Below are 23,118 nucleotides of genomic sequence, written 5' to 3'. Positions count from 1 at the left end.
TCACACCCACAACGGAACGCTACCCCACGCCCCGTTACAATCAGCAACAACACCAACACAGCCAGAGCCAGCGGCCAGCTAAGTAAGTGGCATTGCCCAGGGATGGGTGGGGGGTGGGGTCGCGGGATTCAGCCGAAGTTTTGGGATTCGCCTCGGTAGGTGGGGACGGTTCGGTCGACGCGGTCGCCGACGACGACGTGGTAGTGCGTGAAGCGTTCGGCGAGTTCGCCGGCCTTCGCGTGGCGCAGCCAGACGCGGTCGCCGAGGCGTAGGTGCCGGGCGGCCTCGCCGGAGACGGGGGTTTGGACTTCGCCGGCGCCTTCGAATCCGAGCAGCGAGAGTCCTTCGGGCAGGTAAGGCGTCGGGAGTCGCGAAGACTCGGCGGGGCCCGAAGCGATGTAGCCGCCGGAGAAGAGCGTCGCGACCTTCGGCGCCGGGCGGCGTACCACGGGCAGCGCGAACATCGCGGCCGGGCGCGGCGAGAAGTGCGCGTAGCCGTCGAAGAGCGTCGGCCCGATCAGGCCCGAGCCCGCCGCGATCTCGGTGACGGCCGCTTCGGCACCGGTCGATTCGACGCTGCCGCTGCCGCCGCCGTTGACGAACTCCAGATCCGCCAGGGCCCGCACCGCGCGGACCGCGGCCGCGCGGCGTTTCGCGATTTCCACAATGGACTTCCGCTGCATCCAGCCGACGAGCGAGTTCTTGACGCCGCCGCCCGCCGCGTCGCCGAGCCCGGCGATCTGACCTTCGTACGCCATCATCCCGACGAGCCGGAAACCCTTGCGGGACAAGATGGTCCGCGCCAGATCCGCGGCCTGCCGCGGGCTGAACACCGGCGACCGGCGGGTGCCGACGTGCACTCCGGGCAGCGGCCGCCACGAAGCGTCGAGCTCCAGGCAGACCCGGATTTCGGGATGCCCCTGCCCCAGCGCGGCGTCGACCAGGTCGAGATGTTCGGGCGAGTCGACCATGATCGAGATGGCCGCCCGCGCCCGGTCGTTCGCCGCCAGCCGGCGCAGCGCGCCGTGGTCGGCGGTCGGATACGCCACCACGATGTCCTCGGACGTCCCCTGCTCGACATGCCAGACGGCTTCGGCGAGCGAGTAGCACATGAGGCCCTCGAAACCGGGCCGCGCGAGCACCCGTTCGAGCAGATACCGGCAGCGCACGGATTTGCTGACCACACGGATCGGCTTCCCGGCGGCCCGCCGCAGCAGGTCGGCGCCGTTCGCGTCGAACGCATCCAAGTCGACAACCGCGAACGGAGGATCCAGGTCCTTCGTCGCCAAGTCGTACACCGTCGCACTGGTCACCCGAACTAAGGTACGACAGAAGGGCTTGAAACGCGAATACTATTCACTTACTGTTTCGGCACTCGAGCCTCTCGGAATAGGTGGGCGCATGACTCGGTGGACCAACTGGGCGGGAACCGCGGCGGCTTCACCCCTTCGCGTGCATCGGCCGCGGGACACGGCCGGGATCGCCGAGGCGATCGGCCGGACCACCGCGGACGGGCGGCGTCTGCGCCCGCTCGGCAGCGGCCACTCCTTCACGGCGATCGCCGCCGCGAACTCCGACGCCATGGACCTGACCGGCTGGACCGGTATCGCGTCGGCCGACGTCGCGAAAGGCCTGGTCACCGTCCGTTCGGGCACCACGCTCAAGCAGCTCAACGCCGAACTCGACGCGCTGGGCCTTGCCATGACCAACCTGGGCGACATCGACGCGCAGACCGTCGCGGGCGCGATCTCCACCGGCACCCACGGCACCGGCGCCCGGCTCGGCGGGATCGCCACCCAGATCGCCGCGCTCGAACTCGTGCTCGCCGACGGCACCGTGGTCACCTGTTCGGCGGACGAGCGCCCCGATCTCTTCGCCGCGGCGAGGGTCGGGCTAGGCGCGCTCGGCGTCATCAGCACGGTCACCCTGCGGTGTGAACCTTCGTTCCTGCTCTCCGCCCAGGAGCGGCCGGAACCGCTCGAACAGGTCCTCGAAGGCTTCGACCAGTTCGCCGACGAGAACGACCACTTCGAGTTCTACTGGTTCCCCTACGGCAAGAACGCCCTGGTCAAGCGCAACAACCGGCTTCCGGCGGGTAGCGAACACCGGCCGCTGAGCAGGCTGAAGGAGTTCGTCGACTACGAGGTCACGGAGAATGTCGCGTTCGGCGGCCTGTGCCGCCTCGGTCGCGCGGTGCCGAAACTCGTCCAGCCGCTCGGGCGGTTCGCCTCCAACATCCTCTCGGCCCGCGAGTATAGCGACACGTCGCATCGCGTCTTCGTGACTCATCGGGGTGTGCGGTTCGTCGAGTCGGAGTTCGCGATCCCCCGCGAAGCGCTGCACGACGTCTTCTCCGAACTCCGCGCGTTCGTCCCGAAGCTGGAGAATCCGGTCGCGTTCCCGGTCGAGGTGCGTGTCGCCGCCGCGGACGACATCTGGCTTTCGACCGCGAACGGCCGCGACTCCGCCTACCTCGCGATCCACCAGTTCCTCGGCATGCCCTACCGCGAGTACTTCGCCGGATTCGCGTCGATCGTCGGAGAGGTCGGCGGCCGCCCGCACTGGGGCAAGATGCACGACCTCGACGCCGCGACACTGCGCTCGCGGTACCCGCGCTTCGACGACTTCCTGCGGATCCGCAAGGAGGTGGACCCGGCCGGCGTCTTCACGAACACCTACCTCGACCGGGTCCTCGGCACCGCTTAAGCCGTTTCGAACAGCGCGCTGACCGACTCGCCGTTGTGGATCCTCCGCATCGCCTCCGCCAGCGCGGGCGCGATCGACAGGACCCGCAGCTTCGGGCTCTGCTCCTCCGGCGGGATCGGCACCGTGTTCGTGCAGACGATCTCCAGCACGTCGTCCTGCTCGCCGATCCGCTTCAGCGCACCGCTGGAGAAGAGGCCGTGCGTGCAGGCGACGCGGATCGAACGCGGTTTCAGCTCGCGCAGCTTGGACAGCAACTCGATCACGGTGCTGCCCTTGGCGATCTCGTCGTCGAGGACGATCACGTCGCGGCCGGTGATCTCGCCGATCACCGAGCTGATCTCGACCCTGTCGTCGGCGAAGCGCTGCTTCGCGCCGGCGGCGACCTGAACGCCGAGCAGCCGGGCGAAATGCGCGGCCTCCTTGGCGTTGCCGAGGTCCGGCGAAACGACGGTGGTCGCGGAGAGGTCGTACTGGCGGAAGTGCTTCGCCAGCTCCTGCAACGCGTGCAGGTGATCGACCGGCACGCTGAAGAAGCCGTGCACCTGCGGCGAATGCAGCGTCATCGCGAGCACCCGGTCGGCGCCGGCGGTCGCCATGAGATCGGCGACGAGACGGCCGCCGATCGAGATCCGCGGCGCGTCCTTCTTGTCCGAACGAGCGTACGAGTAGTGCGGCATGACGACGGTGATCCGCTTGGCCGACGCGCCCCGCGCGGCGTCCAGCATCAGCAGCAGCTCGACGAGATGTTCCTGCACCGGCCGCACCAGCGGCTGGATCAGGAAGACGTCACGCTCGCGGCAGTTGGCTTCGAGCTGGACTTCGAGACAGTCGTTGGCGAAGCGCTGCACCTTGACCGGATGAAGGGGAACACCGAGATGGGCACAGATCTCTTCGGCCAGCTCGGGATGTGCGCTGCCACTGAAGACCGCGATGTCCTCGCGCAAGGACCTACTCCGTTCATTCAAAAGACGGATTACGTCCACACACTACGGTTTCACAGAGCGGAAATGGCCTGAGAGATAGCAGTATCACCCGAGATCGCTTCGAGGACGCGGCCCGCCGTCGACGGGGTGTCGAGCAGCGCGACGAGGATCGCGGCGACGTCCTGCCGGGGAATGGGCCCACGGCCGGTGGATTCGGCGATCCGGATCTTGCCGGTGCCCTCGTCGTTGGTGAGTTGTCCCGGCCGGAGGATCGTCCAGTCGAGGTCGCGGGCGCGCAGATCGTCTTCGGCCGCTTTCTTGGCCTTGAGGTAGATCCGGAAGTCGTCCGGGACGTCCGCGGTCTCCCATTTGTCCGCTCCCATGGAGCCGACCTGGATGTGCCGCCGGACGCCCGCCTGTTCGGCGGCGGCCGCGAAGAGTTCCGCGGCCGCTCTGTCCACAGTGTCCTTGCGAGCCGTGCCGCTGCCAGGCCCGGCGCCCGCCGCGAAGATGGCGGCGTCGGCGCCGTCGAGCACCTTGGCTACGGCGTCCACATCGGACTGTTCCAGGTCGAGGACGACGGCTTCGGCACCGGCCGCCTCGAGATCGGCGACGTGACCGGGGTTGCGCACGATCCCGACCGCCTGATCACCGCGCGAGGAGAGGAGTTTCTCCAGTTTCAGCGCGATCTGTCCGTGTCCACCCGCAATGACTACTCGCATGGACCCGACGGTAGCGCGTTCAGTCCACTTCGGCAGGGAGCTCGGTTTCGCGGAGCAGCTGGTCGTAGACGATCTCGTTGACCAGGCGCGAGACCGGGTCCTCGTCGAGGATCATGCGCTCGCCGTGGCCCTCGAGGTCGAGGTCGGTGACCGCGTTGGGGTCGGCGGTGACGATGCCGAGCCCGTAGGCGCGGGCACGCGGCAGGCAGTTGCCGACGTAGTCTTCCGTCAGTACGGCAGGCGATGGGAGAACCATCGCGGCCTCGCCGTAACGTGCGAACGGAACCGCGGAGGCCATCGCGGTGCGCCAGTGCCGGGCGACCGCGAGGACGCCGATGATCTCGGCGGCCGGCGCGGGTGCGGTCGCGGCCAGCTCTGGCCATGTCCAGGTGTCGACGGTGGCGCGATCGACGACGGGACCCATGCCCATCGCGATGCGCTCGGCGTGCACGTCGGTACGGAGCCGGGCGACCACGCAGATCTTGCGGCCGAGCACGGTGGTCTCCGGCAACACGATGCCGTTCCAGCCGAGCAGGGCCGCCGCCTTGCGCGAAAGCTCCCCGACGCTCGCGGGCAGTTCGATCGGCGGCACCACCCGGCTCGGCAGTGACCGGCTGCGCTTCGCGCCACCGGCGACCGTCGAGCTCTCCATGTTCGGTGTAGCCGCCACGTTCCGCCTCCTTCGAACCTGGTTTCCCTAGGGCTCTTCATCCCGTGCCACCTCGGTGGAAGCGGCACATGAACTGTCTAACAGGGCGGGGAGGCGACGGCGCCGGACAACGGGAGTGGCTGCGATCGGCGGCGCCTTGTCATCGGTGACCGGTCGGTAGGCGGTCATCGGACTTCAGTCCGACGTGCCGCCAACCGAGTGAGGCGGAGGTAAGTGGCGTTACTCGGCGTCTCCGAACGGTCACGGACGACGAAGTGGGACGTTAGGCCATTCAGCCCAACGAATACTCATTCCACTGTGGACCTTCGCAGGTCAGGTCACGAGATCGTCGCGGTGCGGAGGAGTTCTTCGACACCCGGTGTCCGCCACTCGTCCATCACCACGATTTGCCTGTCCGCAACGAACCAGATCCGCTGGGTCACCTGTGTCTCGCCGCTTCCGCCCGTCTGTCCACGAGGAACACACTGGATCGTCCACTCCTCGTAGTTCGCCGAAGCCCCGCTGACCGGTGCGATGGTGGAAACCGTGCGGACGGCGTCACCCTCTTGGCGGAGGTCCTTTCGCCCGGCGGCGTTGCAGGCCCGGCCGCCCGCGCTGCGCCGGTAGAACTCACCGGGCCGGTACGGCGGCTGCTCGGCGGACTGCAGGCTGTTGTCCGTGAGGAGGACGTACTTGCAGTTGAAGTACTTCTTGGGATCCGGGCAGCCCGGAGCGACGAGTACCTTCTCCAGCCCCTGCGACACCACGGACCAGTCCTGCGGCAGATGCAGGGTCAGCGCGCCGGCCGAGACATCGGTGAAGCCTGGCGCGGGCGGAGCGGACGAAGTTCCCTTCAGCGGTTTTCCGCCGGTCACGCCCTCGACGAGCTCCGGGTTCAGGAGACCGGCCAGCTTGTCGTAGGGCAGCGTGTAGTCCTGGACTCCGCAGGCGGTGGCGAAGCCGAGAAGGTTGAGGTCGACGGTGACTTCGACGGCCGCCGGGGTGAACGCGAGCCACACCTTCGGCTCTTCGGCGAGGTCAGCGGTCTTGAGCGGCTGGTACGGGAAGGTGCTGCTGAGGGCACCGCACTGCTGTTTGTCCGGCCAGAGCAGTTCGGCGAGGGTCCGCAGTCCGTCGTCGGTGAACTTTCCGGGCGCGAACAACTCGGCGGGCGTGAGCGCCTTGCCCTCCTTCAGGTCGATGGTCACCGCGGCACGACCATTTCCCCAGGTCGAATGCGGTTTGTTCTCGAGGTCGTGCGTGTAGCGCACCGAGAGGTACCGCTCGTTCTGCGAGCGCACTTCGGCCTTGGTGAGGAGCTTGTACGGGCCGCGTTCCGGCTCCAGCTTGGCGGCGCCCGGGCCGGTCTTGCGGTTCCACTCGTCGATCGGCGCCGCCAGGGCGTCGTTGACGCGCTTCAGCCAGGCTTGATCGGGCGAACCGGTCACCTCGGGGTGGTCCCCGCTGTAGGGGAGGGTCGTCCCGGGCACGGTCCCGGACCGGGTCTTCATGGCGACCTTGAGCGCGACTGCCTGCTGCGTGGTCGGCGGTGACGGCGGCGGTGTGCTCGCGTCGGAGAAGACGACCACCGAGCCGACCACGGCGGCCGTCGCCGCGGCGACACCGATGGCGATCTTCAGTCCGGCCGCGATCCCGCCGGTCGACGCGGCCGCCGCGCCCGTCCCGGCGGCGGCGACCCCGGGCGCGGCCGCCGTACCGGCACTGAGCAGGACCAATGGCGTCGCCGCGGCGAGCACGCCCGCCGCCTTCGCGAGCCGTGACCAGCCCTTGCGTTCCCATTCGTCGCCGTAACCCGCACGGGCGACGCGTTCCAGTTCACCGACGAACATGAGCGCGTCGACCGGCCGGTTCGACGGATCCTTCGCCATCCCCAGCGCGACGATCTCGTGCACCGGCTGGGGGACTTCGCCGAACGGGATGGGCGCGTGTTCATGCAGCGTGCGGAGCACTTCGGTGTCGTCGGCCTGATACGGCCGGTGCCCGGCGACGCACTGGAAGAACACGCACGTCGCGGCGTAGACGTCGGTGGCGGGCGTGGCCTGTCCGCCCGACCACTGCTCGGGCGCCATGTACGCGGGTGTGCCGACGGACGGGCCGCGTTCCCCCGCCAGGACGGCCGTGCCGAAGTCGACCAGCTTGCTCTCGCCGGTGTCGGCGACGAGGACGTTGGCCGGTTTGTAGTCCCGGTGGACGACATTCGCGGAATGCGCCGCGGCCAGCCCGAGCAACGAACCCTTCAACACCGCGAGGGCGGCCTCGGGTTCGAGAGCGCCTTCGGCCTGGAGCACCGAACGCAGGGAAACGCCGTTGATCGCCTCCATGACGATCGCCGCGCCCTGCGGCGTCTCGAAGAACTCGTGCAGCTTCACGACGTGCGGACTCGACACCCGGTGGAGCGCCATCGCTTCCTGCCGAAACGCGGCCAGATGCGCGGGGTCCGCGGCGAAGCGGGAGAAGAGGTACTTGATCGCGACGACGTGGCCGGTGTTGTCCTGGCGGGCGAGCACCACACGGCCGAAGGTGCCGGTGCCCAGCTGCTCCAGCTCGGTGAAGCCGGGCAGTCTCCACTCGTCGCTCAGTTCCACTGCGCCTCTTCCAGAATCTTGTCGAGACCTGGAGTGTTCCATTCGTCCACGATCACGAGCTGCGTTTTCGGCAGGAACCAGACCCGCTGGGTGACCGTACCGCCGCCAGAACACGTGAGCCGCCACTCTTCGTAGGCGGCCCGCTTCGACCCGACCGGGCGGAGCTCCTTCACCTGGAGGACGGGCGATCCCTGGGTCTCACCGGGTGCCCCGATGGAGTGGCACGGACGCGGGCCGGACGAGCGGTTGTAGGGCTTGCCCGGTTCATACGCCCGCTTGGCGGGGTCGGTCCGCGAGTTGTCGCTGAAGACGACGCTCGCGCACTGGGCGGGCTGCATCCCGCCGCCCGCGCACTGGTCGGCCGTCACCAGGTAGCGCTCGATGGGGGCGCCGGAGAGCAGCGACCACTTCTCGGGGGTGGTGATGGTGAAGGCGCCGACGTCGGCCTCTTTGGTGCGTTGCCCCTGTGGGCCACCGAGCAGGTTCATGACCTCTGGGCTCATCAGGTGGAGGAGGTGGCGGTATTCGACGGTGACCTGCGTCGGGTCGCAGACCCGGGGGTAGCCGAGCACGGATCCGTAGACGTAGAACGTCATCCCGTTCGCGGTCGGTGCCGCCTGCAGCACCGGGTCGCCGGTGACGGACCACGGATCCGACAGCGCGCCGACCGGCAGGTGTTCGGGCTCGCTCGGCGCGTCGGCGAGGCAGTCACCCGGCTTGGCGGCGTCGAAGAGCATGTCTTCGAGCATGCGCATCCGGTCGGCGGTGCCGTCGACGTTGTCGAAGAGGCGCGCGTTGGGGATCTGTTCGCCCTTCGTCAGATCGATGACGATCGGGCGGATGCCGAACCCGCCGTGGTTGCCGAACTGGACGGAGTCGATCGAGCGTTTGTAGACGACCGTGAGCAGTTTGTCGTCCTGGCGCAGGATCTCGGCTTCGGTCTTCATATGCGGGATGTCGCCGTCGGGTTCGCGCTGTGGCGGGTAGCCGTCGGGCCAGACGTTCGCGAGCCAGCCGTCGATCGGCGCCATCAGCGCCTTGTTGACCCGCTCTTCGGCCACCTTGTCCTTCAAACCGCTGATGCGGACGTACTTGCCGTTGTAGTCGAAGCCGTCGAATTTCTCGGTTCGGGTGAGGAGGTCGACCTTCATCGCGGCGACGGTCGTCGTCGGGGGCGGCGTTTCGTCGCCGTCGGCGTTGACCACGACGACCGTGCCGACGGCGGCCGCGGTGACGGCGGCGATCGCGGCGGTCACCTTGAGGCCGACCGCGATCCCGCCGCCGGTGGCCGCCGCCGCTCCGCCCGCGACGACCGGTGCCGCGGCCGTCCCGGCGCCGAGCAGGGCCAGCGGAGAGAGGGCGACCAGGACCCCGGCGCCTTTGGCGAGCCAGTGCCAGCCGTTGCGCTCCCAGTCCTCGCCGTACGCCTTCCTGGCGGACTCCTCCAGTTCGGTGACGAACTCGGCCGCGCCCGACGGCCGCTGGGCGACGTCCTTCGCCATGCCGCGCGCGATGAGGTCGCGGACCGGTTCGGGGACCTCGCCGAACGGGATCGGAGCGTATTCGTGCAGCGTGCGGAGCACTTCGACCTGTTCGGCCTCGTACGGCCGGTGCCCGGCGACGCACTGGAAGAACACGCACGTCGCGGCGTAGACGTCCGTCGCGGGGGTGGCGATACCGCCCGCCCACTGCTCGGGCGCCATGTACGCGGGCGTGCCCGCGGCGACCCCGGTCTGCCCGGCGAGCACGGCGATGCCGAAGTCGACGAGCTTGCTCTGCCCCTCGCGGGTGACCAGGACGTTGGCCGGTTTGTAGTCGCGGTGCACGGTGCCCGCGGCGTGCGCGCCGGCGAGTCCGAGCAGCGAGCCCTTGAGAATGGCCAGCGCGGCTTCGGGTTCGAGCTTCTCCTGGCGGCCGAGGATCTCTTTCAGGGAGATTCCGTGAACGGCTTCCATGATGATCGCGGCCCCTTGCGGGGTCTCGACGAACTGGTGCAGGCGGGCGATGTGCGGCCCCGCAACGCGGCTCAGGATCTGCGCCTCATGGCGGAATTCGGCCAGGCGCAGCGGGTCGGCCGCGAACCGCGCGTACAGGTATTTGATGGCCACGACCTGCGCGGATTCGTCGTGGCGAGCCAGCACGACCCGGCCGAATCCACCTTCGCCCAGCGACCCCATCTCGGTGAAACCCGGCAAGGCCCAGTCGTCCACAGATTCCTCCGCGATTCCCGATCGTGTCCCCTTGGAGGTGAGCTGCGCCGCAGCGGTTCCCCGCCTTCCGGGTTTAGGGTTACTCGTCGGTCACTTAGCCCGTTGCGATGGAGGAACGATGCGTTCGCCGAAGGATTTCTTCGCCCCGCTCGCGGTGGGGGCACCGGAACCGCTCCGCCAGATCCCCGTGCCTCCTTCGCGGATGATCCACTTCTTCGATCCCAGCAACGAGAAGATGGCCGCCAAGGTCCCGGACATCGCCAAGAAGGTCGACGTCCTGCTCGGGAACCTCGAAGACGCCGTGCGCGCCGACCGCAAGGAGGCCGCGCGGAACGGGCTCGTCTCCATCGCGAAGTCGACCGACTTCGGCAAGACGCAGCTGTGGACCCGCGTCAACAGCCTCGACTCGCCTTGGGTGCTCGACGACCTGATCACGCTGGTCACCGAGATCGGCGACAAACTCGACGTGATCATGGTGCCGAAGGTCGAAGGCGCGCAGGACATCCACTACGTCGACAGGCTGCTCGCGCAGCTCGAAGCGCGGGCCGGGCTGACGAAACCGCTGCTGGTACACGCGATTCTGGAGACCGCCTCCGGCGTCGCGAACGTCGAAGAGATCGCGGGTGCGAGCCCCCGGATGCAAGGCATCTCGCTCGGCCCGGCCGACCTCGCCGCGAGCCGCCGCATGAAGACCACCCGGGTGGGTGGCGGACACCCCGGTTACCTGGTGCGCACGGACCCGACCGGCGAAGACCTGAACGAGGGACGCACGACGTACCAGCAGGATCTGTGGCACTACACCGTCGCGCGGATGGTCGACGCCTGCGCGGCGAACGGGATCCTGCCGTACTACGGGCCGTTCGGCGACATCCGCGACGTCGTGGCCTGCGAGGACCAGTTCCGCAACGCGTTCCTGCTCGGCTGCGTTGGCGCCTGGAGCCTGCACCCGGTGCAGATCGACATCGCCAAGAAGGTGTTCTCGCCCTCGCCCGAGGACGTCGCCTGGGCGCGGCGCGTGATCGCCGCGATGGGTGACGGCACCGGTGCGGTGATGATCGACGGGAAGATGCAGGACGACGCCTCGGTGAAACAGTGCCGGGTGGTCGCCGAACTCGCGGACGCCCTCGCCGCCGACGATCCTGAACTCGCCGCCGCGTACGACGCCGCCAGCAGTGTTTGACATCGCGCGATCGCGGACCCGTCTACGGGCCGCGACTGATCGAGTACCCGTCAGTCGCCACCGCACGGCGACCCGCAGCCGCGTCAGCGAGGCCTGCCGGCCAGAACGCGCGACCCGAAAAGATCAGGAGGCCTCCGAATGAACCCGCGACGTTCCGTCCTCTACATGCCCGGCGCGAACGAAAGAGCGCTGGAAAAAGCCAAGACGCTGGACGCGGACGGGCTGATCCTCGACCTCGAAGACGCCGTCGCGCCCGACGCGAAGGAAGCCGCGCGTGAACGCGTTTGCGCGGCCGCGTCGTCGAAGGAGTACGGCAAGCGCGAAGTGACCATTCGCGTCAACGGCCTCGACACCGAATGGCACGACGCCGACCTCCGTGCCGCCGCGCAGGCGGGCCCGGACGCGATCGTGGTGCCGAAGGTGAATTCCGCCGCCGAGGTGCACAACATCGAACGCGCGCTGGAACTCGGCGGTGCGCCGGACCACACGAAGATCTGGGCGATGGTCGAAACCCCGGTCGCGATGCTGCACGCGGAGGAGATCGCGTCGGCGTCCGAACGGCTGACCGTGCTGGTCATGGGCACGAACGACCTGGCGAAGGAACTGCACGCCGAGTTCGTCCCCGGCCGCGCGCCGCTGCTGGGCGGGCTTTCGCTCGCGCTGCTGGCCGCGCGGGCGACCGGCAAGGCGATCCTCGACGGCGTCTACAACGACGTGAAGGACCTCGAAGGCTTCGAGGCGGAATGCGTGCAGGGACGTCAGTTCGGCTTCGACGGCAAGACGCTGATCCACCCGTCGCAGCTGGAGCCGTGCAACCGGATCTTCGCGCCGTCCGAGGAGGAGATCACGCGCTCGCGCAAGATCATCGCGGCGTTCGAGGAGGCGCAGGCGGCCGGGCAGGGCGTGGTGACCGTGGACGGGCGGATGATCGAGAACCTGCACGTGGACAACGCGCGGCGGATCCTGGCGCTGGCCGAAGCGATCGGCGGTTAGGGACGGGCGGCCAACAGCCGCGCACACGAGCTGTTGGCCGCGATGTAGGCGGCGACCTGGGGAGAGATGAGCGCGGCGAGATCCCGGACGTCGTTCCAGTGACCTTGTACGTCGAGAGTGAGCAGCGGCTCGTGATGAGCGACGCGGTTCCTGAGCCGGTGCAAACGCTCGGCACGCTTGTCGACGTCGCGGCGATCGGTACCGGCTTGAAAGGCCAGGTGCAGGTAAGGAACCCACAGCGGGTCGTGATGACGTCGCGCGGACAAGTATCGCCAGAAGCCGAAGTTCAGCTCGGCGATCACCTTCCCCGGCGACGGTGACGCGGGGTGCTTGACCTTCGGGGTCGCGTTCCTGATGGCTTCGGCCACCAGCCTCCTGCTTGTCTCGTTGACGTCATAACGCGTGCCGTTCGCGGATTTGTGCCATCGCGAGGGGAAGATCGTCGTCGCTTGGAAGACCCAATGCGTCCCTCCTGTGGCAGCGTGGCTCAGAGCCCGGTCATACGCGTTGCGCAGAGCCACTTCCAGGTGACACAGATCGTGGTGGAACGCCGCGGATACCGCCGTGTTCCACTCGTACAACCTCATCGCCAGCTCTCGGTCCTGGTTCGCCGCTTGCAAGTAGACCGTGAACCTCGGCTTCGACAACCAGATCTCGATCCAATCCCCCGCGCGAGCGCTGGTCACTCTCATGGCTCCTCTGCTAAGCTGACCGACGAATAGCCCCGGATGGCCCCTGACCTGTTGGTCATGTCACCGGGGCTTTGATCTTTCTGTTGCCGGACGGCAAAGCAACGCGCACCTGACGCATTTCGTCCTCTGGATGCGGTCGTTGCACGCGCAAGGACCGCATTCAGAGGACGAAATGCGGGGGTCTCAGGGCCAGGGGCGCGGAGTGGGCCGAAGGGTTTCGAAGGCGGCAGCGGCGCGAAGGACGTCGAGGTCGGCGAAGCGGCGCCCGCTGATCTGCAGGCCGATGGGCTGGTCGTCGCTCGTGTAGCCGCAGTTGATCGAGACCGCGGGCTGGCCGGACATGTTGTACGGCACGGTGAACGCGATGTGCTCGAACGGGCGGCGCGGGTCGTTGGTCGGCGAGGGCCACTCGGCGGGCGGGGCCGAGACCGGGCAGGTCGGTGACAGGACGACGTCGAAGCGTTCAGTCGCGCGCAGGGTCGCGACGGCGATGGCGTCGATCTGCGCGAAACCGCGGTAGGCGTCGACACCGCTGACGTCGGCGCCGCCGGCTGCCCAGTCGGCAATGTACGGCAGCACCTTCGCGCGGCGGTCCTCGGGCAGGGCGGACATGTCCGACCAGGCGCGGACGCGCCAGAAGGTGTCGAGCCCGTCGAGCATTTCGCGGCGCAGGAACGGCGAAACCGGCTCGACAACGGCGCCCGCGGCTTCGAACAGCCGCGCTGCTTCGGTGACGGCGGCGATCGTCTCCGGCAGCACGGGTAGTCCCACGCCCGGATCGAGATGGAGTCCGATCCGCAGACCCTTGACCTCGGCCGAAAGCGACGACCAGTCGAGAGACAATGGTGGCAGCGAGAGGTGATCGCGACCGTCCACACCGGACAGAACGCTCATCAGCAGCGCGGTGTCGGCCACGGTCCGCGTCATCGGCCCGGCGACGCGGCCCAGGAACGGCGGATCCACCGGCACCCGGCCGAAGCTCGGCTTCAGCCCGACCAGGCCGCACCAGCCGGCGGGCAGCCGGATCGAGCCGCCGATGTCGGTGCCGACGTGCAGCGGGCCGTAACCGGCGGCGGCCGCCGAACCGGCACCGGCGCTGGAGCCGCCGGGCGTGCGCGTGGTGTCCCACGGATTCCGCGACGCGGTGTGGAAACTCGACAGCCCGGACGTCAGCATCCCGTAGTCCGGCATGGTCGTCTTGCCCAGCAGGACCCCGCCGGACTCGCGCACGCGAGCGCCCGCCGGGGCGTCTTCGGGCGCGGGCGCCAGTGAGGTGGCGGCCGTGCCGAGCGGAACCGGGGTGCCGCGGGTCGCGATGTTCTCCTTCAGCGTCAACGGAACGCCGTCGATGGGACCGAGCGGTTCTCCCGCGTGCCAACGGCTCTCGGACGCCTTCGCGTCTTCACGCGCGCCGCTCGGGTCGTACGCGTAGAGCGCGTGCAGTTCGGGTTCGCGCGCCTCGACGCGGGCGAGGACGGCTTCGGTGACCTCGACCGGCGACAGCGTCCCGGCACGGTACTGCGCGACCAATTCGACAGCGGTCAGATCAGGCAACTCCGGCACAGCAAGGCTCCTTACGTCGCGGGCGGTTCGAAGCGGCCGTCGACCGCGGTCCAGCCGCCGTCCACCGCCAGCACGGAGCCGGTGACGAACGACGACGCGTCCGAGGCCAGGTAGACGACGGCGCCCGCGAGTTCGTCCGGGCGCGCCCATCGGCCGAGCGCGCCTTTGGTCGCGTACGCGTCGTACCAGCCCGGATTCGCCTTGATCTGCGCGGTCAGCGGTGTCTCGACGACGCCGGGCGCGATCGCGTTCACCCGCACGCCCGCCGGGCCGAACTCCGCCGCGGCCGTGCGGAACAGCTGCACCAGCCCGGCTTTCGTCGCCGCGTACGGCCCTTGACCCGGCTCGACGGTGGTGCCGCGGATCGAGGAGAACCCGATGATGCTCCCCCGCCCGCGTTCGACCATCCCGGCGCCGAACGCGCGGACGACCTCGAAGGTCGCGCCGAGGTTCAGCGCGATCACCCGGTCGAATTCCTCGCGCGTGTACTCCAGCAGCCGTTTGCGCACGTTGGTCGCGGCGGTCAGGACCACGATGTCGATCTCACCGAGTTCCGCCGCCGCGCGGGCGGCCGCACCATCCGAAAGCAGGTCGATCTCGTATGCCTCGCCCGCGCCGGTTTCCTTGGCGGCGGCGACATCGCGGTCCGCGACGATCACCTCGGCGCCGTGCGCGGCCAGTGCTTTCGCGGATTCGCGGCCGATCCCGCTGCCACCACCGAGGACGACGGCTCGCCTTCCGTCGAGCCGGAACAGGTTCGCATAGCTCACGGGCGCAGCACCGCCATTCTCGTCACGGTCAGTTCTTCGACCGCGAACCGCGGTCCTTCCCGCCCGATCCCGGAATCCTTCACGCCGCCGTACGGCATGGTGTCGGACCGGAAACCGGGTACCTCGTTGACCACCACGCCGCCTACTTCGAGCTCGTCGAGCGCGCGGAACGCCGTCTTCAGGGACGTGCTGAACACCGAAGCGTGCAGCCCGTAGCGCGACGCGTTGACCGCGTCGAACGCTTCGTCCACAGAGGACACGGTGCGGACGCAGACCACGGGGCCGAAGATCTCCTCGTCCCAGCACTCGACGCCGTCGGGCACGTCGAGCAGCACGGCCGGCCGGATCACCGTGCCGTCGACACCGCCCCCGACCAGCCGCGCACCGGCCGAAGTCGCTTTGTCGACCCACTCCTGGACGCGCCTCGTCGACCCCGGGTCGATCAGCGCCGAGACCCGCGTCTTCTCGTCGCGGGGGTCACCGATGACGACCTCGCCGAGCCGCGAGAGCACCCGTTCGGTGAATTCCTCGGCGACCGCGTCGACGACCAGCACCCGCTGCACCGAGATGCAGGCCTGGCCGGACGCGTAGAACCCGCCGCGCAGCACGGCGTCCGCGGCCGCGTCGAGGTCCGCATCCTCGGCGACCACCAGGGCGGCGTTGGAACCCAGCTCCAGCAACGTCTTCGTGGGCGCGGCGTCCCGGGCGATCCGGTGCCCGACCAGCGCCGATCCGGTGAACGACACCGCGCCAACCCGCCGGTCCGTGACCAGCGCCGAGCCGACTGCCGCGTCACCGGTGACCAGCTGGACCATCGCGGGCAGGTCGGTCAGCGAACGCACCAGATGCACGAGCCACAATGTCGCCAGCGGGGTCTGCGGCGCGGGTTTCACCACCACCGGACAACCGGCGGCGATGGCGGGCGCGATCTTGTGCGACGCCAGGAGCAGCGGATAGTTGAACCCGGCGATGCCGACCACGACCCCGATCGGCTTGCGTTTCCAGAACCCGGCCAGCCCGTCGCCGGAGGGCAGTAGATCAAGCGGCACAGTCTCGCCGTGCAGCCTCGAGACCTCCTCCGCGGCGGCCTGCCAGGTGACGATCGTGCGGGCGACCTCGACGCGGCAGTCGACCAGCGGTTTACCGGTCTCCAGCACCAGAAGCTGCTCGAATTCGGAGCGCCGCGCTTCCAGAGCGGCGGCGACGTCGTTCAGGAGCGAACGCCGGGTTCGCGACGGCAAGGCCGCGACCTGCTTGAACACCGCGACCGCCTCGTCGATCGCGCGGGTGGCCAGCTCCGGCGTTCCGACCGGTGCCCGGCCGATCTCGCTCCCGTCGTACGGGAAGCTCACCGGCAAAGTGTCCACAGTGGATACCCAGCCGTCACCGATCGGCAGGCCCTCCGGAGCTTGCGCCCATGGACCCTCAGCGGAAAAAAGTACTTCGGGTCTAGCCATCGTCCCCTCCCCGCAGCCTGGCCAGCTCGGCCCGCAGATTCGGCGCGGCCGCCAGCAGTTCCCTGGTGTACTCGTGTTCCGGCGCGTCGTAGACCTGGTCGACGTCGCCGATCTCGACGATTTCGCCGCGCCTCATCACCGCGACCCGGTCGCAGACGTGCCGCACCACGCCGAGGTCGTGCGAGACGAAGATCAGCGTCAGCGAGTACAGCTCGACCAGCGACGCGAGCAGGTCGAGGATCTGCTTCCGCACCGAGACGTCGAGCGCGCTCACCGGCTCGTCCGCGATGAGGACGCTCGGATTCGGAGCGAGCGCCCTGGCGATCGAGATGCGTTGCCGTTGGCCGCCGGAGAACTGGTGCGGATATCGCCCCGCGGCATCCGAAGGCAGGCCGACGGCCTTCAGCAGTTCCGAAACCCGCGTGGGATCCCGGCGGCCCAGAGGTTCGGAGATGATGTCGCGCACCCGCATCCGCGGGTCGAGCGAACCCATCGGATCCTGGAAGACGATCTGCAACTCCGACCGCAGGAAGCCGAGTTCGCGCTCCGGCAAGGTGTCGACGCGCTTGCCCTGGAACGAGACGCTGCCCGCCGTCGGCTTGTCGAGCGCGGCCAGCAATCTGACCAAAGTGGACTTTCCGGAACCCGATTCGCCGACGATGCCGAACCGCTGACCAGCTTCTACGTCGAACGAAACGCCGCGCAGCGCATGCACATCGCGGCGCGTGTAGCGGCGTTCCAGATCTCTGACCGAAATCATCATCGGCTCGCCTCCAGATCCGAAGCGGCCAAGAGCTTCTTCGTGTACTCGTGTTTCGGTGCGGTGAGCACCTCGCGGGTGGTTCCGGCTTCGACGATCTCGCCGTCCAGCATCACCAGCACCCGCTCGCAGACCGACGCCACGACGGCGAGATCGTGGGTGATGAACAGCAGCGCGCTGTCCCTCTCCCGCACGCCGTCGAGGATCAGTTCCAGGATCTGCGCCTGCACGGTGACGTCGAGCGCCGTCGTCGGCTCGTCGCAGATCAGCAGCTTCGGATCGTTGGCCAGCGCGATCGCGAGGACGACCCGTTGCCGCTGCCCACCGGACAGTTGATGCGGATACGCGCGAGCGACGCCGGGCAGGCCGACGGAAGCCAGCAAAGCCTCGGCATCCTTCCCGCCGTTTCGGTGGATCCGCATCGGCTCGGCCACCTGCGCGCCCACCCGCATCGCCGGGTTCAGCGCGGTCATCGGTTCCTGGAACACCATCGACATCTCGTTGCCGCGCAGCCGGGATAGTTCCTTCTCCGACGCGCCCAGCAGCTCGCGGCCGCCGAGTTTCACCGAGCCGGACGCGGCGAGCTCTTCGGGCAACAACCCCATGATCGACAACGCCGTCAACGACTTCCCGGAACCCGACTCGCCGATCAGCCCGACGCGCTCACCGCGCGCGATGCCGAACGAGACGTCGCGGACCAGCCCGGAGATGCCGAGACCGTGGACTTCGAGCGTCATAGCCGCGCCGCCAATCGGGGGTCGAGACGATCGCGGAGGCCGTCACCGAGCAGGTTGAAGCCGAGGACGGCGATGGCGATCGCGACGCCGGGCACGAGTGCGAGCCGCGGGTGCAGGGTCAGGAACATCTGGGATTCCTGGAGCATCCGCCCCCACGACGGCGTCGGCGGCCGCGTGCCGAACCCGAGGAACGACAGCGCCGCTTCCGCGAGCACGGCGATCGCGAACGACACCGACGCCTGCACGATCAGCAGCCCGGAGATGTTCGGCAGCACGTGCCGCGCCGCGATGTTCAGCCGTGAGCGCCCGGCCGACCGCGCGGCCAGCACGAACTCGCTGCTCATCACCTGCAGCGTCCCCGAACGCGCGATCCGCGCGAACGACGGGATGGTCGCGATGCCGATCGCCACCATGGCGGTCAGCGTGTCCGCCCCGAACACCGCGCCGAACATGATCGCCAGCAGCAGCGCGGGGAACGCGAGCACGAGATCGTTGACCCGCATGACGAACTCGCCGAGCCAGCGCGACGACATCCCGGCGAGGATGCCCAGCGGTGTCCCGATCAGCGCGGCGATGCCGACCGCGACCACGCCGACGTACAGCGTCGTCCGCGCGCCGACCATGAGCTGACTCAGCACGTCGCGGCCGAAACTGTCCGTGCCCAGCGGATTGGCGCCGCTGAAATCGTGCAGCCGGTTGGCCGCGTCGACCTTCACCGGGTCGAACGGCGTCCACACGAACGAAAGCAGCGCGGCGACGACGATCAACGCGACCAGGACGCCGCCGATGACGAGAGTGCGGCTACGCATCAGGAACCCCGCAATCTCGGGTCGAGCACCGTGTAGAGGACGTCGACCACGAAGTTCACCAGCAGCACGCCGACCACCAGGACCAGCACGATCCCCTGCACGGACAACAGATCCCGCGACGCCACCGAGTCCAGCAGCATGCTGCCGAGGCCGGGCAGGACGAACACGCGCTCGACGACGACCGCGCCGATCAGCAGGGTCGACAGTTGCAGGCCGAGCACCGTCACCACCGGCACGGCGGCGTTGCGCAGACCGTGGCGGAACAGCGCTTGGAACGGTCGCAGCCCCTTGGATCGCGCCGTGCGCAGATAGTCCTGACCGAGCGTGTCGAGGACGGCGGACCGGACGTAGCGCGTGAGCACCGCGCCCTGTACGAGCCCCAGCGACAGCGCGGGCAGGACCAGGCCGCGGAGGAATTCGCCCGGATCCTGCACGGGCGGAGTCCAGCCGCCAGAGGGCAGCCAGCGCAGCTGCACCGCGAAGATCTGCACCAGGATGATGCCGGCGAGGAACGCGGGGATCGCGACCCCGATCTGCGACAACCCGGAAACCGCGGTGCCGTCGGCGTTCCGATGCCGCACCGCGGCGAACGTCCCGGCCGGGATCGCGATCAGCAGCGCCACCAGCATCCCGGCCCCGACCAGCCACAACGTCACGCCGAGCCGGTCGGTCAGCGCGGGTCCGATCTCCTCGCGCGTGACGTACGAGCGGCCGAAGTCACCTTGCAGGACACCGCCGATCCAGTCGAAGTACTGCGTCACCAACGGCCTGTCGATGCCGAATTCGGCGCGTGTCTTCGCGACCAGCTCCGGTGTCGCGTTGACGCCGAGCGCGACCTGCGCCGGATCACCCGGCAGCACGGCCATGAACAGGAACACCACGATGGACGCGACCAGCACGCTGGCCACCAGGATCCCCAGGCGGCGGAGCACCTTGACCGTCATCGCGGCGCCAATCCCGTGAGATCGAAGGACTCGCTGACCTGGTTGCGGACGAACCCGGTCACCTTGTTCTTCGCCACGATCACGTTGGGGAACAGGAAGAGCCAGTCGGCGGCGGCGTCTTCGGACAGCCGCCGGGCGACCTGGCGCATCGCGTCGATCTGCTCCTGAGGCGTGCCGGCGTCCGCCTTCGCCAGGTTCTGCTGGACGGGCTTGCTGTCGTAACCCCAGTAGTACTTCGGCCTGCCGAAGGTGACGATGTCGCGCGCCTCGACGTGCTGGATGATCGACAGGTCGTAGTCGCGGTCGGTGAAGACCTGTTTGAGCCACACCGCCGGGAAGTCCAGCGGTTCGATCGTCACCGTGACCCCGACGTCCGCCAGTTGCGACGCCACCACCTGCGCGGACGAGACGGCGTACGGCAGGTTCGGGATCCGCAACCGCAGCGAAGAATTCGGCTGGCCCGCTTCCGCGAGCAGCGCTTTCGCCTTCGCGGGATCGAACGGGTACGCGTTCGACAGGTCCTCGTACCAGGGGTCCGTCGGCGGGACCATACTGCCGATGAGCGTGCCGCGGCCGCCCCAAGCCGTGTCCAGCAAGGCCTTTCGGTCGATGGCGTACGACAGCGCTCGCCGCACCCGGACGTCGTTCAGCGGTGGGCGCGCGTTGTTGAACGCGAGCGTGACCTCGCTGTTCGTCGTGCCTTCGACGACGGTGAACCGGTCGTCGCTCTGGAACTGCGGGATCGAATCCGGCACGGTGATCGCGGAGATGACGTCGATCCCGTTGCTGAGCAAGGCGTTGTTGAGCGCCGTCGGATCCTTGATGTACTTGAGGACCACCGTCGAGTACGCCGGTTTCCGGCCCCAGTACGCGGGATTCTGCTTGAGCACGATGGAGTCGCCACGCCTGCGTGAGGACACCGTGTACGGCCCGGTGCCGATCGGCTTGTTGGCCAGATCCGCGACACCGGTGCGGCTGAACATCGCGCCGAGACGGCTGGTGAGGCTGAACAGCCAGCCGTTGCTGGGTTTCGTGAGCACGACCCGCGCGTGGTCCGGCGCCACGACGTCGACCCGGTCGACGACGTCCATTGTGGACTTGATCGACACGGTCCAGTCCGTCTTCACGCGCATCAGCGAGAACTTGACGTCTTCGGCGGTGAACGGTGCCCCGTCGCTGAACTTCGCGTTCTTCCGGAGCTTGAAGTCGTAGGTCCTGCGGTCTTCCGAGATCGTCCACGATTCGGCCAGCAGCGGCACGATCTTCGCGTCCGCGTCGAGTTTCACCAGGCCCTCGTAGACGTTGTAGAGCAAGGCCTGCGGGATGGCGGCGCCGTCCGTGCGGGTGAAGTCGAAGTTCGCGGGTTCGGCGGTGTAGCCGATGGCGAGCGTGCCCGGATCCTTGGCCACGGTGGCACTCGATCCGGCGGAGCAGCCGGACGCCACCAACAGCAACGCCACTGCCGCGTGAATCCGGGCTTTCATCCTGCCCCCTGACCGGTAGACTGGTCTGACCAGTAAACCAGACGAGACGGCAGGGTCAAGATGGAATTCGAGCCGGTCGCCCCTGTCCGCGCGTACCAGCGTGTCGTCGAACAGATCGAGGAAGCCGTGTTCAGCGGCCGGATCAAACCCGGCGACCGGCTGCCGAGCGAACGCGAGCTGATGGTCCAGTTCGACGTCGGCCGCTCGACGGTGCGCGAGGCGCTGCGCGTGCTGCAGGCGGCGGAAATGATCCGCTCGCGCCCCGGGGATCCGCGCGGGCCCGAGGTGCTGGCCGCTTCCCCCGCCGCGTTGCACCGGTCGATGCACCGGCTCGCCCGCGCCGACCACATCGGCCTTTCCGAGCTGTTGCAATTCCGCATGGTTCTCGACGGTTCCGCACATCTGCTCGCCGCGCAGCTCAGGACCGAAGCCCATCTCGCCGAGCTCGCCGCGGCGCTGGAGGCGATGCGTGAGGGCGTCTCGAAGGGTTTCGCGGAGTTCTCCCACGCGGACGTCGCGTTCCACGAGGCCATCGCCCGCGCGACCGGGAATCCGCTGCTGGTGATCAGCGGCGAGGTCGTCCGCGGTGTCGTACTGGAACTCATCGAGGACAAGCTGGAACACGCCGACGACCGGACGGCCCTGATGCGCAACTGGCTGGCGCATCACGAAGAGGTGCTCGGCGCGATCCGTGACTCCGACGGCGAACGCGCGTCGCGGCTCGCGAAACAAGCGCTCTACGACAACTACGCCGAGTACGTCCCCGAGGAGCAACGTCGCCTCTTGCGGCCCCTCCTTGCTTGACCCGCCCCTACACTCACTCAGGTGGGGGATATCAAGAAGCCTTCGACGACGCGCCAAGGCGTCGGTCTCGCCCTGTCCGGCGGCGGCTACCGGGCGATGTTGTTCCACACCGGGGCGCTGTGGCGGCTCAACGAACTCGGCTGGCTGTCGAAGATCTCGACGGTTTCCAGCGTCTCGGGCGGCTCGATCGCCGCGGGTGTGCTCGCGCACGCGTGGCCGGACCTGAAGTTCGAAAACGGTGCCGCGAACAACTTCTACGACGAAGTGGTCGCCCCGGTCCGGAACCTCGCGCGCACCCGGCTCGACATCCCGGTCACCTTGCTGGCCATGGCGATCCCGTGGCGGAGCGCCGGTGAGGAGCTGGCGCGGGTGTACGCGAAACACCTGTTCGGCGACTGCTGTCTCAAGGACATCGACCCCACGGGCCCTCAGTTCGTCTTCACCGCGACGAACCTCCAGGACGGTGCGCTGTGGTGGTTCTTCCGGCAGGACGGACCGCACGGGAACATCCCGCTCGCGACCGCGGTGGCCGCGTCCTCGGCGTTCCCGCCGATGCTTTCGCCCGTCGTGCTCCAGGATCCTCATTCGGACGACCGGAAACGCAAGATCGTGCTCAGCGACGCCGGCGTCTACGACAATCTCGGCCTGGACCCGGTCGAAGGGCACGCGACGGTGCTGGTGAGCGACGCGGGCAAGCGGATGAAGGTCAGGCGGAAGATCAACCGCGACTGGGGGCGGCAGCTGCTGCGCGTGCTCGACGTGATCGACAACCAGGTGCGCGAACTGCGGCGGGGCGCGTTGCTGAAGTCCTATGTGGAGAAGGATTTCAGCGGCGCCTACTGGGGTTCCTACGTCGATCTCGAGAACTTCGAGCTCAAGGATTCGCTGGACGCGCCGGTGGATCTCACGCACAAGCTGGCGGAGACCCCGACGCGCCTGACGAAAGTGCCGGAAGTACTGCAGGAGCGGTTGATCAACTGGGGTTACACGGCCTGTGACGCGGGGATGCGGAAGTGGGTCGACACCGAAGCGACCGCCCCCGACGGGTTCCCGTTCCCGGCCGCCGGCCTGGGCTGAAAGCGTCCTTCACCGCGTCAGACGTGACGAAA

Annotated in this window: 20 protein-coding genes; 5 read left to right on the top strand and 15 right to left on the bottom strand. The window is 68.4% G+C overall.

From position 1 onward, the window contains the following. Window positions 1–128: 128 nt before the first annotated feature. The gene (locus ACZ3HL_RS15995) at window positions 129–1,313 is read right to left on the bottom strand and encodes an amino acid deaminase/aldolase (RefSeq protein ID WP_219146737.1); all 1,185 of its coding nucleotides are present in this window, start codon (window positions 1,311–1,313) and stop codon (window positions 129–131) included. An 88-nt stretch (window positions 1,314–1,401) separates the two neighbouring features. Between ACZ3HL_RS15995 and ACZ3HL_RS15990 the strand changes: the two genes are divergently transcribed. Beyond that, window positions 1,402–2,706: a D-arabinono-1,4-lactone oxidase gene (locus ACZ3HL_RS15990; protein WP_465531609.1), complete on the top strand. Its 1,305-nt coding sequence runs from the start codon at window positions 1,402–1,404 to the stop codon at window positions 2,704–2,706. Here ACZ3HL_RS15990 and ACZ3HL_RS15985 read toward each other — a convergent pair. From ACZ3HL_RS15985 to ACZ3HL_RS15965, 5 genes are all read right to left on the bottom strand, one after another. Beyond that, the gene (locus ACZ3HL_RS15985; RefSeq protein WP_465414440.1) at window positions 2,703–3,650 is read right to left on the bottom strand and encodes a ribose-phosphate diphosphokinase; all 948 of its coding nucleotides are present in this window, start codon (window positions 3,648–3,650) and stop codon (window positions 2,703–2,705) included. The two genes, ACZ3HL_RS15990 and ACZ3HL_RS15985, sit on opposite strands and share 4 nt — an antisense overlap. Window positions 3,651–3,700: 50 nt before the next feature. Further along, window positions 3,701–4,351: an NAD(P)H-binding protein gene (locus ACZ3HL_RS15980; protein WP_465531607.1), complete on the bottom strand. Its 651-nt coding sequence runs from the start codon at window positions 4,349–4,351 to the stop codon at window positions 3,701–3,703. A gap of 19 nt (window positions 4,352–4,370) precedes the next feature. Continuing rightward, the gene (locus ACZ3HL_RS15975) at window positions 4,371–5,021 is read right to left on the bottom strand and encodes a hypothetical protein (RefSeq protein WP_240596315.1); all 651 of its coding nucleotides are present in this window, start codon (window positions 5,019–5,021) and stop codon (window positions 4,371–4,373) included. Between the two features lie 317 nt (window positions 5,022–5,338). Continuing rightward, the gene (locus ACZ3HL_RS15970) at window positions 5,339–7,606 is read right to left on the bottom strand and encodes a serine/threonine-protein kinase (RefSeq protein WP_465531605.1); all 2,268 of its coding nucleotides are present in this window, start codon (window positions 7,604–7,606) and stop codon (window positions 5,339–5,341) included. Continuing rightward, on the bottom strand, window positions 7,597–9,816 hold the full coding sequence (locus ACZ3HL_RS15965) for a serine/threonine-protein kinase (protein WP_465531603.1): 2,220 nt from the start codon (window positions 9,814–9,816) through the stop codon (window positions 7,597–7,599). The genes ACZ3HL_RS15970 and ACZ3HL_RS15965 overlap by 10 nt, the downstream gene beginning before the upstream one ends. 118 nt (window positions 9,817–9,934) lie before the next feature. Here ACZ3HL_RS15965 and ACZ3HL_RS15960 point away from each other — a divergent pair, with 118 nt between their 5' ends. Beyond that, window positions 9,935–10,996, top strand: a complete 1,062-nt coding sequence (locus ACZ3HL_RS15960; RefSeq protein WP_465414431.1) for an HpcH/HpaI aldolase/citrate lyase family protein — start codon at window positions 9,935–9,937, stop codon at window positions 10,994–10,996. A gap of 138 nt (window positions 10,997–11,134) precedes the next feature. Continuing rightward, on the top strand, window positions 11,135–11,989 hold the full coding sequence (locus tag ACZ3HL_RS15955; protein WP_465531601.1) for an HpcH/HpaI aldolase/citrate lyase family protein: 855 nt from the start codon (window positions 11,135–11,137) through the stop codon (window positions 11,987–11,989). Here the strand turns inward: ACZ3HL_RS15955 and ACZ3HL_RS15950 are convergent. The 9 genes from ACZ3HL_RS15950 to ACZ3HL_RS15910 all read right to left on the bottom strand — a co-directional run bounded on the left by ACZ3HL_RS15950 (window position 11,986) and on the right by ACZ3HL_RS15910 (window position 21,205). Beyond that, a complete protein-coding gene (locus ACZ3HL_RS15950; RefSeq protein ID WP_465531599.1) occupies window positions 11,986–12,675 on the bottom strand; it encodes a hypothetical protein in 690 nt (229 codons plus the stop codon). The genes ACZ3HL_RS15955 and ACZ3HL_RS15950 overlap by 4 nt on opposite strands. A 189-nt stretch (window positions 12,676–12,864) precedes the next feature. After that, window positions 12,865–14,244, bottom strand: a complete 1,380-nt coding sequence (locus ACZ3HL_RS15945; protein ID WP_465531597.1) for an amidase — start codon at window positions 14,242–14,244, stop codon at window positions 12,865–12,867. An 11-nt stretch (window positions 14,245–14,255) separates the two neighbouring features. Then, window positions 14,256–15,014, bottom strand: a complete 759-nt coding sequence (locus tag ACZ3HL_RS15940; protein ID WP_465531595.1) for an SDR family NAD(P)-dependent oxidoreductase — start codon at window positions 15,012–15,014, stop codon at window positions 14,256–14,258. Continuing rightward, window positions 15,011–16,471 carry an aldehyde dehydrogenase family protein gene (locus ACZ3HL_RS15935; RefSeq protein WP_465531593.1) on the bottom strand — a complete coding sequence of 487 codons (1,461 nt, stop codon included), beginning with the start codon at window positions 16,469–16,471 and terminating at the stop codon, window positions 15,011–15,013. The genes ACZ3HL_RS15940 and ACZ3HL_RS15935 overlap by 4 nt, the downstream gene beginning before the upstream one ends. Continuing rightward, the gene (locus ACZ3HL_RS15930; protein ID WP_465531591.1) at window positions 16,464–17,234 is read right to left on the bottom strand and encodes an ABC transporter ATP-binding protein; all 771 of its coding nucleotides are present in this window, start codon (window positions 17,232–17,234) and stop codon (window positions 16,464–16,466) included. Before ACZ3HL_RS15930 ends, ACZ3HL_RS15935 begins: the two co-directional genes overlap by 8 nt. Next, a complete protein-coding gene (locus tag ACZ3HL_RS15925) occupies window positions 17,231–17,968 on the bottom strand; it encodes an ABC transporter ATP-binding protein (protein ID WP_465531589.1) in 738 nt (245 codons plus the stop codon). Before ACZ3HL_RS15925 ends, ACZ3HL_RS15930 begins: the two co-directional genes overlap by 4 nt. After that, on the bottom strand, window positions 17,965–18,777 hold the full coding sequence (locus ACZ3HL_RS15920; protein WP_465414417.1) for an ABC transporter permease: 813 nt from the start codon (window positions 18,775–18,777) through the stop codon (window positions 17,965–17,967). The genes ACZ3HL_RS15925 and ACZ3HL_RS15920 overlap by 4 nt, the downstream gene beginning before the upstream one ends. Further along, window positions 18,777–19,721 (bottom strand): ABC transporter permease, encoded by a 945-nt coding sequence (locus ACZ3HL_RS15915; RefSeq protein ID WP_465414414.1) that lies wholly within the window; start codon window positions 19,719–19,721, stop codon window positions 18,777–18,779. The genes ACZ3HL_RS15920 and ACZ3HL_RS15915 overlap by 1 nt, the downstream gene beginning before the upstream one ends. After that, on the bottom strand, window positions 19,718–21,205 hold the full coding sequence (locus ACZ3HL_RS15910) for an ABC transporter substrate-binding protein (RefSeq protein ID WP_465414411.1): 1,488 nt from the start codon (window positions 21,203–21,205) through the stop codon (window positions 19,718–19,720). The genes ACZ3HL_RS15915 and ACZ3HL_RS15910 overlap by 4 nt, the downstream gene beginning before the upstream one ends. Window positions 21,206–21,265: 60 nt before the next feature. Here ACZ3HL_RS15910 and ACZ3HL_RS15905 point away from each other — a divergent pair, with 60 nt between their 5' ends. Together ACZ3HL_RS15905 and ACZ3HL_RS15900 are read left to right on the top strand one after the other, a co-directional pair. After that, window positions 21,266–22,009 carry a FadR/GntR family transcriptional regulator gene (locus ACZ3HL_RS15905; RefSeq protein WP_465414409.1) on the top strand — a complete coding sequence of 248 codons (744 nt, stop codon included), beginning with the start codon at window positions 21,266–21,268 and terminating at the stop codon, window positions 22,007–22,009. A gap of 21 nt (window positions 22,010–22,030) precedes the next feature. Then, window positions 22,031–23,086 carry a patatin-like phospholipase family protein gene (locus tag ACZ3HL_RS15900; RefSeq protein ID WP_465414407.1) on the top strand — a complete coding sequence of 352 codons (1,056 nt, stop codon included), beginning with the start codon at window positions 22,031–22,033 and terminating at the stop codon, window positions 23,084–23,086. The last annotated feature ends 32 nt before the right edge of the window (window positions 23,087–23,118 follow it).

Source organism: Amycolatopsis sp. NPDC000009 (assembly GCF_055563465.1).
The sequence above is the reverse complement of the archived record's forward strand: the minus strand, read 5'-3'. Positions and strand labels throughout refer to the sequence as shown.

Excerpts from the sequence above, each read along its gene's own strand:
- ACZ3HL_RS15990 (WP_465531609.1), top strand. The coding sequence starts at position 1,402 with ATGACTCGGTGGACCAACTGGGCGGGAACCGCGGCGGCTTCACCCCTT.
- ACZ3HL_RS15980 (WP_465531607.1), bottom strand. The coding sequence starts at position 4,351 with ATGCGAGTAGTCATTGCGGGTGGACACGGACAGATCGCGCTGAAACTG.
- ACZ3HL_RS15960 (WP_465414431.1), top strand. The coding sequence starts at position 9,935 with ATGCGTTCGCCGAAGGATTTCTTCGCCCCGCTCGCGGTGGGGGCACCG.
- ACZ3HL_RS15955 (WP_465531601.1), top strand. The coding sequence starts at position 11,135 with ATGAACCCGCGACGTTCCGTCCTCTACATGCCCGGCGCGAACGAAAGA.
- ACZ3HL_RS15935 (WP_465531593.1), bottom strand. The coding sequence starts at position 16,471 with ATGGCTAGACCCGAAGTACTTTTTTCCGCTGAGGGTCCATGGGCGCAA.
- ACZ3HL_RS15930 (WP_465531591.1), bottom strand. The coding sequence starts at position 17,234 with ATGATGATTTCGGTCAGAGATCTGGAACGCCGCTACACGCGCCGCGAT.
- ACZ3HL_RS15925 (WP_465531589.1), bottom strand. The coding sequence starts at position 17,968 with ATGACGCTCGAAGTCCACGGTCTCGGCATCTCCGGGCTGGTCCGCGAC.
- ACZ3HL_RS15920 (WP_465414417.1), bottom strand. The coding sequence starts at position 18,777 with ATGCGTAGCCGCACTCTCGTCATCGGCGGCGTCCTGGTCGCGTTGATC.
- ACZ3HL_RS15915 (WP_465414414.1), bottom strand. The coding sequence starts at position 19,721 with ATGACGGTCAAGGTGCTCCGCCGCCTGGGGATCCTGGTGGCCAGCGTG.
- ACZ3HL_RS15910 (WP_465414411.1), bottom strand. The coding sequence starts at position 21,205 with ATGAAAGCCCGGATTCACGCGGCAGTGGCGTTGCTGTTGGTGGCGTCC.
- ACZ3HL_RS15905 (WP_465414409.1), top strand. The coding sequence starts at position 21,266 with ATGGAATTCGAGCCGGTCGCCCCTGTCCGCGCGTACCAGCGTGTCGTC.